Origin of the sequence: Actinomadura rugatobispora, assembly GCF_042656285.1 — a bacterium.
GTDB lineage: Bacteria > Actinomycetota > Actinomycetes > Streptosporangiales > Streptosporangiaceae > Spirillospora > Spirillospora rugatobispora.
This window is the reverse complement of sequence record NZ_JBHSON010000013.1, coordinates 110,548-125,274: the sequence shown is the minus strand read 5'-3', so window position 1 is coordinate 125,274 and position 14,727 is coordinate 110,548. Positions and strand designations below refer to the sequence as shown.

14 protein-coding genes are annotated in these 14,727 nt (G+C 74.4%); 4 read left to right on the top strand and 10 right to left on the bottom strand.

Features of this window, described 5'->3' with window-relative positions:
• Positions 1-54 precede the first annotated feature (54 nt).
• Positions 55-1,266, top strand: a complete 1,212-nt coding sequence (locus tag ACFPZN_RS12165; RefSeq protein ID WP_378281989.1) for a serpin family protein — start codon at positions 55-57, stop codon at positions 1,264-1,266.
• 13 nt (positions 1,267-1,279) lie between these two features.
• On the opposite strand, the gene ACFPZN_RS12160 is transcribed toward ACFPZN_RS12165, so the two are convergent.
• On the bottom strand, positions 1,280-2,458 hold the full coding sequence (locus tag ACFPZN_RS12160; RefSeq protein ID WP_378281988.1) for an MFS transporter: 1,179 nt from the start codon (positions 2,456-2,458) through the stop codon (positions 1,280-1,282).
• Positions 2,459-2,512: 54 nt separating this feature from the next.
• Between ACFPZN_RS12160 and ACFPZN_RS12155 the strand changes: the two genes are divergently transcribed.
• Positions 2,513-3,259 carry an AraC family transcriptional regulator gene (locus ACFPZN_RS12155; protein WP_378281987.1) on the top strand — a complete coding sequence of 249 codons (747 nt, stop codon included), beginning with the start codon at positions 2,513-2,515 and terminating at the stop codon, positions 3,257-3,259.
• An 18-nt stretch (positions 3,260-3,277) separates the two neighbouring features.
• On the opposite strand, the gene ACFPZN_RS12150 is transcribed toward ACFPZN_RS12155, so the two are convergent.
• The 5 genes from ACFPZN_RS12150 to ACFPZN_RS12130 all read right to left on the bottom strand — a co-directional run bounded on the left by ACFPZN_RS12150 (position 3,278) and on the right by ACFPZN_RS12130 (position 8,487).
• Positions 3,278-3,658, bottom strand: coding sequence for an STAS domain-containing protein (locus ACFPZN_RS12150; RefSeq protein WP_378281986.1), 381 nt, complete (start codon positions 3,656-3,658; stop codon positions 3,278-3,280).
• Between the two features lie 16 nt (positions 3,659-3,674).
• Positions 3,675-4,760, bottom strand: a complete 1,086-nt coding sequence (locus ACFPZN_RS12145) for a cobalamin B12-binding domain-containing protein (RefSeq protein ID WP_378281985.1) — start codon at positions 4,758-4,760, stop codon at positions 3,675-3,677.
• Positions 4,757-6,472 carry a PP2C family protein-serine/threonine phosphatase gene (locus ACFPZN_RS12140; RefSeq protein ID WP_378281984.1) on the bottom strand — a complete coding sequence of 572 codons (1,716 nt, stop codon included), beginning with the start codon at positions 6,470-6,472 and terminating at the stop codon, positions 4,757-4,759. Before ACFPZN_RS12140 ends, ACFPZN_RS12145 begins: the two co-directional genes overlap by 4 nt.
• 112 nt (positions 6,473-6,584) lie before the next feature.
• Positions 6,585-7,172 (bottom strand): TetR/AcrR family transcriptional regulator, encoded by a 588-nt coding sequence (locus tag ACFPZN_RS12135; RefSeq protein ID WP_378281983.1) that lies wholly within the window; start codon positions 7,170-7,172, stop codon positions 6,585-6,587.
• A gap of 49 nt (positions 7,173-7,221) precedes the next feature.
• Positions 7,222-8,487: an amidohydrolase family protein gene (locus tag ACFPZN_RS12130; RefSeq protein WP_378281982.1), complete on the bottom strand. Its 1,266-nt coding sequence runs from the start codon at positions 8,485-8,487 to the stop codon at positions 7,222-7,224.
• A gap of 314 nt (positions 8,488-8,801) precedes the next feature.
• On the opposite strand from ACFPZN_RS12130, the gene ACFPZN_RS12125 reads away from it, so the two are divergent.
• Positions 8,802-10,676 carry a substrate-binding domain-containing protein gene (locus tag ACFPZN_RS12125; RefSeq protein ID WP_378281981.1) on the top strand — a complete coding sequence of 625 codons (1,875 nt, stop codon included), beginning with the start codon at positions 8,802-8,804 and terminating at the stop codon, positions 10,674-10,676.
• 23 nt (positions 10,677-10,699) lie between these two features.
• Here ACFPZN_RS12125 and ACFPZN_RS12120 read toward each other — a convergent pair whose 3' ends face one another.
• Both ACFPZN_RS12120 and ACFPZN_RS12115 read right to left on the bottom strand, forming a co-directional pair.
• The gene (locus tag ACFPZN_RS12120; protein ID WP_378281980.1) at positions 10,700-11,569 is read right to left on the bottom strand and encodes an acyl-CoA thioesterase domain-containing protein; all 870 of its coding nucleotides are present in this window, start codon (positions 11,567-11,569) and stop codon (positions 10,700-10,702) included.
• The gene (locus ACFPZN_RS12115) at positions 11,566-12,195 is read right to left on the bottom strand and encodes a TetR/AcrR family transcriptional regulator (protein ID WP_378281979.1); all 630 of its coding nucleotides are present in this window, start codon (positions 12,193-12,195) and stop codon (positions 11,566-11,568) included. Before ACFPZN_RS12115 ends, ACFPZN_RS12120 begins: the two co-directional genes overlap by 4 nt.
• A gap of 170 nt (positions 12,196-12,365) precedes the next feature.
• Between ACFPZN_RS12115 and ACFPZN_RS12110 the strand changes: the two genes are divergently transcribed.
• Entirely contained in the window at positions 12,366-13,148 is a 783-nt protein-coding gene (locus tag ACFPZN_RS12110; RefSeq protein WP_378281978.1) for a TetR/AcrR family transcriptional regulator, read from the top strand.
• A gap of 17 nt (positions 13,149-13,165) precedes the next feature.
• On the opposite strand, the gene ACFPZN_RS12105 is transcribed toward ACFPZN_RS12110, so the two are convergent.
• Both ACFPZN_RS12105 and ACFPZN_RS12100 read right to left on the bottom strand, forming a co-directional pair.
• The gene (locus tag ACFPZN_RS12105) at positions 13,166-13,963 is read right to left on the bottom strand and encodes an acyl-CoA thioesterase (protein WP_378281977.1); all 798 of its coding nucleotides are present in this window, start codon (positions 13,961-13,963) and stop codon (positions 13,166-13,168) included.
• A 54-nt stretch (positions 13,964-14,017) separates the two neighbouring features.
• On the bottom strand, positions 14,018-14,662 hold the full coding sequence (locus ACFPZN_RS12100) for a TetR/AcrR family transcriptional regulator (RefSeq protein WP_378281976.1): 645 nt from the start codon (positions 14,660-14,662) through the stop codon (positions 14,018-14,020).
• Positions 14,663-14,727: the final 65 nt, after the last annotated feature.

The following is a 14,727-nucleotide window of genomic DNA, read 5'->3' as shown; positions in this document are numbered from 1 at the left end:
GGCCGGAGTGCACAATTCGCTGCAGCACGGCGGCCAACGGAGCAAGGAGACGGCATGACCGACGAACTCGTCCGCGCGTCCAACGCCCTGACCGCGAAGTGGGCGCGGAGGGAGTCCTGGGGCGGGGCGGGCGGCGCGCTGTCGGGGGCCGGTGCGTGGCCGCTGCTGGCGCTGCTGGCCGCCGCCGCCCGCGAGCCGGGACGCGGCGAACTCCAGGAGGCCGTCGGGGTCGACGCCGCGGACGCGGACCGGCACGCCCGCGCACTGCTGGAGATCCTCGCCCGCAGCACCGCGGTCGAGGGCGCCCTGGGCGTGTGGGCGCGCGCCGGGCTCCCCCTGGAGCCGTGGTGGCTCGACGCCGTGCCCGGCGGCGCCCGCGGTGAGCTGAGCGGTGACCCGGCCGCCGATCAGGCGCGGCTGGACGCGTGGGTCGCCCGGAACACCGGCGGCCGGCTGACGCGGATGCCGGTGAGCGTGCCGCCGGACACGCAACTGGTGCTGGCCACCGCGCTGACCATCGAGACGCGCTGGCTGGAGCCGTTCAGCGACATCCCGTTCCGCCCGCAGCGGGGCCCCTGGTCGGGGCGGGACCGGGAGGCGGCCGGGCTGGCGCGCCAGACCGAGGACCTCGACCAGCTCGTCCTGGCGCGGACCCCGGCGGGACCGGTGACCCTGCTGACCGTGCAGGGCGGGAACGACGTCGACGTGCACCTGTGCCTGGGCGAGGCAGCGCGCCCGGCCGGCGAGGTGCTCGCCGCCGCGGTGGAGGCGGTCGGCGGCCTGCACCCGGTCCTGCGCGGCACGCTGCTGGCACGTCCGGACGCCGATCCGGCGCCCGGGGTGACGCTGCACAAGATCGCGGCCTTCGACGCGCAGCCCACGCTGAGCGTGACCACCGCGCGGTTCGACGTCACCGCCGAGCACGACCTGATGGCCCGCGCCGAGCTGTTCGGGCTGGCCACCGTCTCCACCCACGACCCGGCCGGCCACTTCCCCGGGATCAGCAGGGAACCGCTGGCGCTCGGCCAGGCCGCCCAGGACGTCACCGCCACCTTCAGCGCCGAGGGGTTCACCGCGGCGGCGGTCACCGCGATGACCGTGCTGGCCACGGGGGCGCCGCTGAACGAGGCGTACATGCTGCACGCGGCGTTCGACCGGCCCTTCGGCTTCCTCGCCCGCCACCGTCCCAGCGGCCTCGTGCTGCTGGCCGGGTGGGTCGCCGAGCCCCAGGACTGGCCCGAGGGAGTCCCCACGAGCCCCTGGTGACGCACCGTCCCGGTCACGCCGGGGCGGCTTCGAGCATGGCGGGCTCGCGCAGGGGCCGGACGAGCAGCCAGCCGAGGACGGGCAGTGCGATCAGCGGCGCGAGGGCGGTCTGCAGGGACGTGACGTCGGCGACGGCGCCGATGAACGGGCTGGCGATGCCGCCGATGCTGACCGTCAGGCCCAGCGTGACCCCGCCCGCGACGCCCACGCGCCGCGGCAGGTAGTCCTGGCCGAGGGTGACGTGGAGGGAGAACGGCACGTACAGGCCGGCCGACGTGAGGGCGACGAACGCGTACAGCGCGGGTCCCGGGACGAGCACCACGCCCGCCACGGCGAGGACGGTGAGGGCGTAGGACCACCGGACGACGGAAAGGCGGCCGTGACGGGTGGCGAGCGCGCCACCCGTCACGGTCCCCACCGCCCCGCCGAGGTAGAGCACGAACAGCGCGGCCGTGCCGGACGCCGCGCCGCCGCCGGTGCGCTCCCGGACGTACAGGGAGATGAACGCGCTGAGCCCGACGAAGACGATCGAACGGCAGACGATGGCGCCGGACAGCCTGGCGAACGACGGCCAGTCGTCCATGGCGCCCGCGCGGCTCACCCGGACCGCTCCCGGCTCCGCGGCGGCGGAGGCCGCGACGCCCCGCAGCGCGGCCGCGCACAGGACCGCGCCCGCCAGTGCCGGGACGATCAGCAGCGGGGAGGCGCGCAGGCCGCCCGTGGCGATGACGGCGGCGACCATCGGCGGCGCTGCGGCGAAGCCGAGGTTGCCGCCGAGGGAGAACCAGCCCATCGCGGTGTGGCTGCCGCGGCTGGCGTCGCGCGCCACGCGCGCGGCCTCCGGGTGGTACGCGGCGACGCCGATCCCGGAGATCGCGATGACCGCGAGGGTGAGGGCGTAGGAGCCGCTGACGCCGGCGAGCGCGACCCCCGCGCCGCCCGCGAGGGTGCTCACCGGCAGCAGCCACGGCATGGCCCACCTGTCGGTCAGGGCTCCGAACATCGGCTGCACCACCGACGACAGCAGGGACGCGGCCAGCACGACGCCGGAGGCGGCGGCGTAGGTGTAGGCGCGCTCGGTGACGAGGAACGGCACCAGGGCGGCCACCGCGCCCTGGTAGACGTCCACGCAGCCGTGTCCCAGGGACAGCAGCGTGATGGGGCCGGTGCGCGCGTCGCTGTTGGTTGCCACCCGCCCATCGTCGGTACGGAGCGGCCCGGCGCGCTTCCGATAAAATGCCAATGTATGCCGATTATTCGCCACACTCCCGAGGCGCCCACCCGCACCCGGACGCTGGCCCCCGGCGAGAGCATCGACGCGCACCGCCACGACGACCACCAGATCGTCTACGCGGGCTCGGGCGTCGTGGCGGTCACCACCGACGCCGGGACCTGGTTCGCCCCCGGCACCCGGGCCATCTGGGTCCCGGCCGGGTGCGTCCACGCGCATCGCGCCCACGGCCACCTCGCCCTGCACCTGCTCGGCCTGCCCGCCGGTACCAATCCCCTCGCCCTGGACGCGCCCGCCGTGCTGGCCGTGAGCCCGCTGCTGCGCGAGCTGATCCTCGCCTGCACCCGCGCTCCGTACGGCGACTCCCCCGAACGGCTGCGGCTGCGCGCGGTGCTCCTCGACCAGTTGCGGGCCTCGCCGCAGCAGCCCGTTCACCTGCCCGCGCCCTCCGACCCGCGCCTCGCGGCGGTCTGCGAACTCCTGCATCGCGACCCGGCCGATCCGCTTTCGCTGGCGGCCCTGGCGACGGCGACGGGCGCCAGTGAACGCACCCTCAGCCGCCTGTTCCGCCACGATCTGGGCATGACGTTCCCGCAGTGGCGCACCCAGCTGCGCCTGTACCACGCGCTGCGCATGCTGGCCGACGGCATGCCGGTGACCGCGGTCGCCCACCGGTGCGGCTGGTCCTCGGCGAGCGCGTTCATCGACGTGTTCCGCCGCGCGTTCGGCTACACCCCCGGCGCCCACAACCGCCGCCCCTGAGACCGGCGGTGCGGGCTATCAGTGGGGCACTTCCTCGCCGTCCCCGTCGGAGGCGGCGGCGGTCTCACCGGTCAGATGCCGCAGCGTGCCGGTCAGGTCCAGCAGCCGGTCCAGCCGGGCGCTGCGAGCGGTCAGCCGGAGGCGGACCGAGCGCGCGGACGCGCGGCGGTGCGCCATGAGCAGGGCCGCGAGCCCGGACGAGTCGCACAGGCCCAGCCCCGAGCAGTTCAGGTCCAGAGCGTCCAGCCCGGGGTGTTCGGCCAGGGCCTCGTCGACGGCGGCCACCAGGACGCCCGCGGTGGCGTAGTCCAGTTCGCCGTGGATCTCGACCCGCAGCGTGCGCCCGCCGGCCGTGCCGGTGACCAGGCGCAGCGGGATGTCGGGAACGGGGGCGGTCATGCGGTCCTTCCTTGCCTCAGGACGCCTCCAGCACGGCGGCGTGGCCGCGGGCGAGCAGGTCCCGTGCGCGGGGGTAGTCGGTGAGCCGCTCGGCGAGCAGGTCCAGGGCGGGCAGCAGGCTGCGCGCCGGGACGCCGCGGGCGTCGAGGATGGCGGCGGTCCAGGCCGCGAACCCGGTGAACAGGTCGGGATCGTCCACGTACAGGGCGGTGCCGAGGAAGTCGACGATGTGGGCGACGTCCTCCGCGGTGTGGCGCAGCTGCTGCTCGGTGTAGCCGGCCATCGCCGGGAAGCGGGACCGCAGCGCGTCCATCACGTGCCGGACCAGCTTCGGGGCCGTCCGGCTGATGTGCGTGAACTCCTGGTCGGCCAGGTGCGGCAGGTCGTCGATGGCCTGGTGCAGGGGCGGCGGCTTGGGCGGCGGCTCGTCCGCCAGCCGGTCGGCCGCGACGCGGGCGTCGGGCGCCCAGACGTCCGCGCCCAGCAGGGTGGCGTAGCGGCCGCCGGGGCCGAACGCGGCGCCGCCCACCAGGACGGGCGTGCCGGTCGCCTGGCAGGCCGTGATGGCGGCGTGCGCCGCGGGCAGCCGCGGCGCCAGCGACGACGACAGCGCCACCACCGCCGGGCCGGAGCGGTGCAGGTGGGCGATGAGGTGCGGGGTCGGCACCTGGGCGCCGAGGAAGTCCACCTGCCAGCCGCGCAGCCGCAGCACCTCGGCCACGAGCCGGGCGGGCAGGGCGTGCCACTCGCCGTCGATGCACGCCACCGCGATCCGGCCGGGACGCTCCCCGGCCCGCTCGTCCAGGCGTTCCCGCACGGCCGGGTGATGCGCCAGGGCGCCGATCACGCGTTCGCTGACGGCGGTGGCGGTGTGCTCCTGCGCCACGGTGAACCGGTTGGCCGCCCACTCCCGGCCCACGCGGGCCTGCAGCGGCGCGATGACGTCGAGCAGCAGGTCCTCGACGTCCAGGCCGGCGTCCAGCGCCGCGGTCGCGGTGTCGGCGGCGGCGTACTCGTCGCCGCCGGTGACGGCCGCCCAGAGCCGCTCCGACCAGGCGTCCGGCCCGGCCGGCCGATCCGTTCGCTCGGTCACCCGCGTCATGCGGTGAACCTTCCGGGTCCCTGCCCCCCGACGGCGCTCAGGTGGACGCGCCGGGGAGCGGTCAGCGCGACCATCGCCATGTCGTCGTGCCCGCCGGACCGCACCCACTCGGCGGCGAGCATGTGCACCCGCTCCACCAGCGCCTCGGGGGGCATCCCGCCGCACTGGACCAGTTCGGCGTGCAGCCGCTCGTCCCCGAACATCTCGTCGCCGAGCGGCCCGCCGACGGCCTCGGTGATGCCGTCGGTGTAGAGCAGGCAGGTGTCGCCGGGCCGCAGCGAGACGGTCGCCGTGGTGGAGGTGATCTCCTCCAGCACGCCGATCAGCGAGCCCCCGGTCGGCGCCTTCTCGACGGCGCCCCCGGCCCGGACGATCAGCGGGGCGCTGTGGCCCGCGCTGGTGAGCCGCATCCGGACCTCCGCGCCCCGCCGCCGGACCGAGGCCAGCACCAGCGTCACGAACCGGGTGGTGTCGCTGTTCAGCAGCGTTCCGTTCAGCAGTTCGAGCACGCGCTGGTGGTCGCCGGCCATCGGCAGCAGGGCGTGCAGCGTGTTGCGGATCTTGCCGGTCAGCACCGCGGCCTCCAGGCCCTTGCCGCACACGTCGCCCAGGACCACCAGCGACTCGGCGCCGGGGTCCTGCGGGTCGGCGGGGTACAGGTCGTAGAAGTCGCCTCCGACGCGTTCGCCGTCGCCGGACGGCCGGTAGCGCGCCGCCAGCTCCACGCCGCCCAGTTCCCGCGCCCGCGGCGGCAGCAGCTCGCGCATCAGCGTCTCGGTGATGGAGGCCTGCTCGGCGTACAGCCGGGCCGCCGACATCGCCGCGCCCGCCCGCGCCGCGAAGAGCCGGGCGAACACCTCCTCGCCGTCGGAGAAGGCCTCCTGGCCGTGCCGGCGCAGCAGCACCAGCGCCCCCGCCGGGACGCCGTGGCCGGGCAGCGCCGTCACCACCATCGCGCCGGGCTCGCCCACGCCCTGGCGCGCGATCCAGTCCGGGGCGGCGGACGGGTCGATCCAGCGCGACGGCACCGGGGGGAAGCCCTTCATCGCCTCGTCCAGGCCGGGCACCTCCGCGGGGTCGACGACCAGCTCCCGGTGGTCGAACCGGTCGCCGGGGCCGCAGTAGGAGATGGGATGGGCGCGCCCGGACGCCGGTGCGATGACCAGGGCCGCGTCGGCCAGGTGCCGCGCGGCCAGCCGCACGGTCACCTCCATGCAACGTTCCAAATTGAGCGACGCCAGCAACCGGCTGGACGCCTCGGCCAGGAACGCCGTCCGCCGCCGCTCGGTCGCGAGCTCGTCGGCCAGCCGGCGCCGCTCGGTGACGTCGATCAGCCACCACGTGGTGGACGCCGCGCCGCCCGGCACGCCGAGCGCCGGCATCGGGTGGGCCTCGTACACCGCCTCGCCGATCGGCCCCCGCGCGACGGACCCGGTCCCGGACGCCTCCGCCCCTCCGGCCTCCGCCCCTCCGGACTCCGCCCGGCCGGACGCGCCGCGGCGACCGCCGAGCGACCGGTGGGCCTCGGCGAGCCAGCGGGGTACGGCGTCGGCCAGCAGGACGCCGGGCGACGCCCCGAGCAGCAGGCGCGCCGCGTCGTTGAGCTGCGCGACGGATCCGGCCGCGTCCACGACCACCGCCGCGTACGCCGCTCGCCGCGGCACCGGTTCGAGGACATCATGAGGACCGTTCGTGCCCTGAGTGGGTTCCATGCGCGTGAGCCTGCGGTGGGACTCTCCTTCCCTGAAGCCGACCGCTCGTATGTGGATCTACCGGACCACCCTAACCACATGACACAAGTTGTCGGAAGACAAGCATCTCGGTTCACACAGTGTGAACGTCCTGCTGCCGGGGCCGGGCGGGGATCCGGCCGAAGGCGGCGAGCACGGCGTCGACGACGGGTTCGATGCTCGCCGGGTCGATCTCGTCCCGGCTGACGACCCGCCGGTAGACGAACGGGGACACCACGAGCTCGGTGAACAGCAGGACGTCCACGCCGGCGGGCAGTTCGCCGCGTTCGACGCCCCTGCGGAGGACCCGTTCGTAGATGGCCCGGGTCCTCCGCTCGGCCTGCTCGCTCATCGCCGCCAGCTCCGGGTCGCGTGCCGCGGCCTCCATCAGGGACGGGAACACGCGGACCCGGTTGAGGTAGGCGACCAGTTGCCGCAGCAGCGCGAGGAGGTCGCCGCGCACCGATCCGGTGTCCATCTCGACCAGCGACCGCAGCATCCGCGCGTAGGCCGCGCGGATGAGGCTGTCGCGCGAGCCCCACCGACGGTAGATCGTCGGCCGGCTGACGCCCGAGCGGTCGGCCACCGCGTCCACCGTGACCGCGGTGACGCCGTGCTCGGCGATGAGGTCGAGGGTGGCGCGGATGACGGCGCTCTCTGAGCTACGCGGACGCGGTGACATCGCGCATCATCCTAGGCACCGGGCGTCGTGCGGAGCCGCGGCGGGCCGGTCAGAAGACGCCGACGCCGGCGGCCTCGTTGCGCTGCTTCCACTCCTCGCGGGACATGCGGGTGGTGTCGACGTCCTCGGCCAGGCCGCGCAGGGCGCCGACGGTCGCCTCCTCCTTGGGGGTGTGCTTGAACGGGTCCCAGTCGAAGAACCTGGTCGAGTTCTCCCAGGTGATCTTGTGGATCTCGGCGGGAGAGCAGCGGGCGTCCTGGAACTCCTTCCAGGAGAACTCCGGCGACTCCGGCCAGGTCGTGTCGGTGTGCGGGTAGTCGCACTCCCAGGCGATGTTGTCGATGCCGATCCGGTCGCGCAGCAGCAGGCCCGAGGGGTCGGTGATGTAGCAGGCGAGGATGTGGTCGCGGAAGACCTCGGAGGGGAGCTTGCCGCCGAAGTCGTTGCCGAGCCACGCCTGGTTCTGGAAGTGCCGGTCGACCCGGTCGAAGTAGAAGGGGATCCAGCCGATCCCGCCCTCGGAGAGGGCGACCTTGAGGTCGGGGAACTTGCGCAGCGTCGGCCCGAACAGCAGGTCCTGGGCGGTGATGGCGCTGATCTGGCAGGCGAGCACCATCAGGTGGTCGACCGGCGCCTCGGGCGCCCGCTTGATGACGTCGAAGCCCGCGCCGATGTGCAGCGACAGGACCATGTTCTCGTCGACCAGCGCCTTGATCATCGGGTCCCAGTGGCCGGACAGGAAGCTCGGGAAGCCCTGGACGTGCGGCGTCTCGAGGAAGCTGATGGACCGGCAGCCCTTCTTGCCGAGGCGGTGGATCTCCTGCACCGCGAGGTCGACGTCCCACATGGGGACGATGCCCAGCGGGATGAAGCGGCCCGGGTAGGTGCCGCACCACTCGTCGATCGCCCAGTCGTTGTACGCCTGGAGCATGACGAGCGCGATCTCCTTGTCGCGGGACTCGTGGAAGGTGCGGGCGTTGAAGCCGGCCATGGTCGGGAAGCACATCGAGGCCAGCACGCCGTTGACGTTCATGTCGCGCACGCGCTCGTGGACGTCGAAGCAGCCGGGGCGGAGCTCGGAGTAGGCGCCGGGGTTGAACCCCCACTGCTCGCGCGGCCAGCCGACGGTCGCCGCCATGCCGAAGGGCGTGGAGGTCTTCTGCCCCTGGAACTCCCACTCGTCGACGCCCTGCTCGTTCCGGACGACCTTGGGGACGGCGTCGGCCCACTTGGCCGGGACGTGGTTCTTGTACATGTCCGGCGGCTCGATCATGTGGTCGTCGATGCTGACCAGGATCATGTCCTCGAGCTTCATGGATGCTCCCTTCGAGGCGGCGGGCCGCCGGGGACGGCCGTTCGCCGGGGCGGGCGGAGTTTTGATACTTGACTGTCTCGTTTAATTTCGGGTCCGGCGGGCCCAGAAGTCAAGACCCGCCGGGCACGTCCGGAACGGGCCCTTCGCGGCGGCGCGAGGCCGCCGCCCCGGTGTCCAGTCGGACACCAGTTCGCGAACTTCTGGACAACTCGCGGAGGGTATGCCGATACCGGCGGAATGATGAGTGATCGGGTTGAGTGATCGCCCCTGGACGGGCGCCTGTGCGGAGTTGCGGGAGACGGACGGAGCGGGCGTTGACCTCCTATCTCGACCGGAAGGCGGATTTCACCCGCGACCTGCGGCACCGCCTGGACGGTGACGAGCCCGCCGCGCTGGCGCGGCGCACGGGCCTGCGGGAGAAGACGGTCCGGACGCTGCTGGCCGGGGACGGCGAACTGATGTCCTGGGAGGTCGTCAGCGCCTGCCTCGCGGCCGCGGGAGTCGACGGCGGCGGGGCGGCGGCGGTGCGCGACCGGTGGTCGGCGGCCGAGCAGGCCCAGTGGGACGAGCGGGGCGACGACCTGCGCGCGGCGTTCGAGCGGAACAGGAACGGCAAGCCCGCCGCGGTGGTCGGGGCGCACCGGGAGAAGGCGCCGTGGCGGCGGCTGGCCTCCCGGCATCCGGTGACCTTCGAGCCCTGGACGGTTCCGGCGTTCGGCACCGGGCGCAGGCTGCCCGACCCGGCGGAGGCCGGTGACATCCGGGACTTCTACCGGCTGCTGGCCGGGCTGCGCGGGTGGGCGGGGTCGCCCAGGCAGTCGGAGATCGAGCGGCGCTCGTGGGGCACGCTGCCCGACGCCACGATCAGCGCGATGCTCCAGAAGGACCGGTGGCGCACGACCAACGACCGCGAGCGGGTCAGGGTCGGGTACTTCGCGGCGGCCTGCGGGCTGCCCGAGGCGGAGGTCGCGCGCTGGGTCGAGGCGTACGAGCGGCTCCGGCACATCGCCCCGCCCGACGACCTGGCCCAGGCCCGCGCCGAGGCGGCCGAGCTGCGGCGGCGGCTGTCCGGCGCCGAGGCGGAAGCCGAAGACCTGCGCGCGCGGCTGGCGGCCGCCGAGGCCATCACACCCGCCGAGCCCGGCGAGCCCGCCGAGCCGGTCGAGGCCGTCCCGGTCGCGCGAGAGCCCCGCGGGCGTGCGCGGTGGGTCACCCGCGGGCGGCGGCCGCTGGCGGTGGGACTGGCCGCGCTGGTGTTCGCCGGCGGCGTCGGGGTGGGCCGGGTGGCCGGCGGGGAGGGCTCCCCACGGGAACGTTCCGTGTGCTTCAGCGGCACGCTCCGCCTCGTCGGCTCCACCGCCTTCGAGCGGACGGCCCACGCCATCCGGCGAGGCTATGAGGCCCAGTGCGAGGACGCGCGGATCGAGGTGCGCTCCATCGGCTCGAACGAGGGCGTGCGCACCCTCACCGCGGCCAACGCCGCGACGACGATCGCGATGCACGACGGGCATCTCAAACGCGACTCCGAGGAGATCAGGCTGCGGGGTTTCCGCGGCCTGCCCGTCGCGCTGACCGCCTTCGCCGTCGTCGTCCACAAGGACACCGGCCTCACCGGCCTGTCGGTGCGGGACCTGCGCTCCATCTACGCGCGGGACGGCGCGCCCACCGAATGGAAGCGGTTCAGGGGCGGAGCCGGCCTTCCGATCCGGATGGTCAGCAGGACCGAGGGCTCCGGCACCCGTACGATCTTCGAGGAGCAGGTGCTCAACGAGCCCGAACCGGAGCTGTCGTCCCGGGACTGCCGGCGCAAGGACGAGATCCGCGCCGCCGCCCGCGTCATCCGCTGCGAGCGCAGCAGCCAGGCGCAGATCCTCGACACCGTCAACCGGCTCCCCGGCGCGATCGGCTACGCCGAGTTGCAGATCGCCACCGACACCCGCCGCTACCCCAACCTGCGCATCCTCACCCTCGACGGCAGGAGGGCGGACACCTCCCCGGCGGAGCACCGCTACCCGTTCGTCGCGCCCGAGGTCTTCTACACCTACGGGACGCCGCCGAACAACAGCCCCGCCGCGGCGTTCCTCACCTTCCTCGCCGGGGACTCCGCCAGGAGGCTCATCCAGCGGGCCGGGGCCCCTCCCTGCATCACCCCGGACTCGCTGATCTCCACGCCCTGCCAGTCGCCCTGAGCCGGCGGGCCGGCCTCCGGCGCTCACCGGCTCCGGGCCGCCTGCTCCCGCGCCTCGACGACCAGCGCCTGCGCCGACTGCCCGAGGCGTCCGGCCGAGTCGTAGAGGGTGGCCGCGCTGAAGCCGCAGCCCACGGGCTGGACGACGCCGGCGCAGACCAGGCCCACCCAGGGGCCGGTGGGCTCGCGGGAGACGTGCAGGCTCAGCTCGGCGTTCATGAAGCTCCACCGGTCGAAGGGCAGCCGCATGTGGGTGGCGGTGGAGGCGTAGTCCGCCGCCGCGGCGGCCCGCGCGATCGCGGGGGTCGGCTCGCCGGCGATGACCGGGACCAGCAGGTTGATCCACAGGCCGACCGAGTCCGGGCCGAGGTCGGGCGACCGCAGCGAGCGGACGCTGACCGCGGAGCTGTCGAAGCACTCCCAGCCGACGTACTCGCTGACCCCGGTCTTGGGGGTGGTCAGGTCGGGCACCGCCGCGCCCGCGAACGGATCCGGGTGGTCGGTCGCGCCCTCGGGCAGGTCGAGGTCGGCACGGCGCACCGCCAGGCACCGGGCGCGCGCCACCGGCTCGTCCCCCTCCAGCAGGGTGACGTCCTGGCGCACGACCCGGCGGCCGCCCTCGGGCGGGGTCACCGACAGCGTCATCGGGACGGCCCGGACCGGCCCGAGCAGGTCGAAGGTGATGCGTGCGGGCGTCCATCCCGGCACGTCGACGGCGGCGGCCAGCAGTGCCGCGACGGCGGCGCCGTGCAGCGCGTCCCGGCGCCACGGACCGCGGGCGCGGTCGGTGGGCACGACCAGGGCCCCGTCCCGTTCGTACAGGGCGGCGCCGCCGGGGACGGCCGGCTCGGTGACGGCCTCGGGGGCCGGGGCGGGCCCGCTTCCGACGGTCATGAGGCCACCCTCGGGTCGCCGGCCCCGGCGGTGAGGGCGGCGACGCCGGGGGCGAGCCAGCGCCGCAGGAACTCGCGGAGTTCGGAGCTGGTCCGCAGCGGGTCGCCGGGGTCCAGGAGGAAGGACTGCACGATTCTCAGCGTCCATTCGATCAGTTCGTTGCGCCGCTCGGGACCGAACCCTGAGGCGTCCCAGTCCACCGCGGTCTGGTCCAGCAGGGACCGGCCGATGGCGCGCGAGGTGTCGGAGGTGACGCTCCGCAGCAGGGATCGTCCGCTGCCGGAGTCCAGCAGGAGGCGCAGGTAGGGTTCGCCGGGGATCTGGTTGATCGTGTACGCCACGGCCTCGACCAGCGCCTCGTCGGGGGCGGTGATGGTGCGCAGCCGCCGCGCCAGGCGGGCCAGGAAGTCCTGCGTGCCGTCGAGGGCCGCCGCGATCAGCAGCGCGTCCGTGCTGGGGAAGTAGCGGTAGACGGTCTGGCGGCTGACCCCGAGGGCCGACGCCACGTGCGCGATGGTGGTGGCGCCGCCCAGCTCCTGGACGCAGCGGTGGGTGGCCTCCTTGATCCGGCCGACCGCTTCCTCGTCGCTGGCGGGGGGCGAGCCGCCCCATCCGTGAGTCCGCACGCGATCAACGTACCGTCCAGCTAGACAGGACACAAGTCTAAAGTTGTATGGTCTATCGCCTTTCGACATCGATGTCGACCGTCACCCCTGCCCGCGATGTCGCGCCGATATAGTCGAGGCGGCCCGCCCCGGCCGGCGCGGCCCAGAAAGGGAAGGGAGATCCGGTCCACGTGGCACGACCCGCATCCCCGTCCGGCGGCACCCGCAAGGGAGGCCGCGGCGCCCGTGCCACGGCGGAGGGCCCGCGCACCCGCGGCGGATGGACCCCGGCCGGGACCGCGGCGGAGCGGCGCGCCGTCCACGCCGAGCGCGGCACGGCCCGCGGCGAGCGCACCCGGCGGCGGATCATGGAGGCCGCGCGCCGGGTCTTCGAACGGGACGGCTACCTGGACGTCGGCGTCGCCGACATCGCCCGCGAGGCCGGCGTCGCCCACGGCAGCTTCTACACCTACTTCTCCTCCAAGCTCGAGGTGTTCAACGTCGTCTGCGCCGAGGTCTCCGAGGTCGTGGACCAGGCGGTGGGCCGGCGGGTGGACGGGGAGGACGGCCTCGATCCGGTCGACGCCCTGTGCCGGGCCAACCTGCGCTACTTCGACGTGTACCGCGAGAACGCCCGGATCTACGCCCTGCGGGAGCAGCTCGCCCACATCGGCGAGGACCTCCACGCCACCTCCGTCCGGCGCCGGAACCAGACCATCGACCGGGTCGGCCACCTGATCCGCCGCTGGCAGGACCGGGGCGTCGCCGATCCGCGGGTCGACCCGATCCCGACCGCGGCGGCGCTGATCTCGATGATCTCGAACGTCGCCTACTGGCTGTTCGTCGCCGGGGACGAGGAGGGCCGACTCGACATCGGCGGGGCCGCCGCCACGGTCAACGACATCTGGATCCGCGCCGTCGACCTGCGCCGAACCCCGAACCCGGAGTGGATGGAGGGCGCGGCCGGCGGCTGAGGGCCCGGTCGCCCGTGTCAGCCCAGCGCGCGCCACAGCGCGGTGGTCTGCGCGACCGTGCCGACGAGCGCGCCGTCCTCCGCCCACAGCCGCACGCGGCCGTGACCGTACCCGCCGGCCGCCATGTCCGGCCGCCCGTCGATCAGCAGCCACTCGGCGGCCGAGGGCACCCCGACCCGGACCGTGAGGTCGAGGCTCGTCCCGGCGCCCGGCTCGCCGAGCTCGCGCATCACCATCGGCGGCAGGCAGTCGCCCGCCAGGCCGAGCAGCGCCGGACGGGCCAGCGGACGGTCGGGCAGCCGCATCCACCAGCGGTGGGCGCCCTCGTCCACCGAACGCCGCTCGATGCCGCCGAAGAACCCCGCCGGGAGGCCGTCGGGGATCGCCAGCTCCATCTCGGGGCAGTCCGCGGGCGGCGGCACGGCCGGGGCCTCGGCGACCGCGCCCTCGGGGATGTCGGTCCCGGCCTCGCCGGAGGCCCCCAAAGCCTGCAGGACGAGCTCGTCGCCGACATGGGCGGTGACGCGGACCTGCGACGTCCGCCTCCCGGCCGCGACGACGTCCGCCTTCAGGTCGAGGCGGTCGCCCTCGCCGCACGCCCCGACGAACTGGGTCGTCGCCCACAGCAGCCGCCGGCCGGTCGACGCCTCGATGAGCGCGGACACCAGCGCGGCGCCGGTGCCGCCGTAGATCCGCCCGAACGGCGCGAGATGCCGCTCGCCGAGCTCGACCGTGGCGGTCTCGCCGCGCTCGTCCACCTTCAGCGCCAGCCACTCCCGGTCGGCGGCGCGCTCCGCGGCCTCGTCCCCTGCCATGCGGTTCGTCCCATCGTTCACGGCGCACCGTCCGGTACGGTCCCCGCCCGGACTTTACTCGACACCGATATCGACTGACGGTCCCGGGCCCCCGCCATCGGCCTCGCCGACGGCCCGGAGCAGCGGCCAGACCGCGGCGCTCATCTCGTCCGCGCCGCCGGGGCAGCCGCGGCGCAGCCAGTCCAGGATGGTCCCGAGCAGGGCGCCGGCGAGGAACGCCGCGTCGGAGTCGTGCGGGATCTCGAGCGGGTCGTCGACGTGGGTCCGCCGCCCGTCCTCGGCACCGGTGAAGTTGACGTGGATCGCGATGGCGAGCCGCTGGTGCATGCGGTTGATCACGCGCGCGCTGCCGCCGTCCCCGACCAGCGCCCGGTACAGGCGGGCGTGCTCGGCGACGTGCGCGAACACCGCGGTCAGCGCGCCGGCGGCGAAGTCCTCGCCGCCGGGCCGGTAGGACCGGCCGACGACGGGGGCGGCGGCGATCAGCTCGTCGAACAGCGCGGCGCACGCGCCGGCCGCCAGGTCGTCCACGCCGCTGTAGTGCTCGTAGAACGTCGACCGGTTGACGCCGGCCCGCCGGGTGATGTCCCGGATGGTGATCCGCGCCAGATCCCGCTCCTTGATCAGGTCCAGCACCGCCGTCTCGAGCGCGGTGCGGGAGCGGTGGACGCGGGGATCGGTGGACCGGTGGGCGTGCACACTCCCTACTGTATTGTTTCCGACAGATGTTGGAAAACCGGCATATGTCGGAGTAGAGGCGGTGC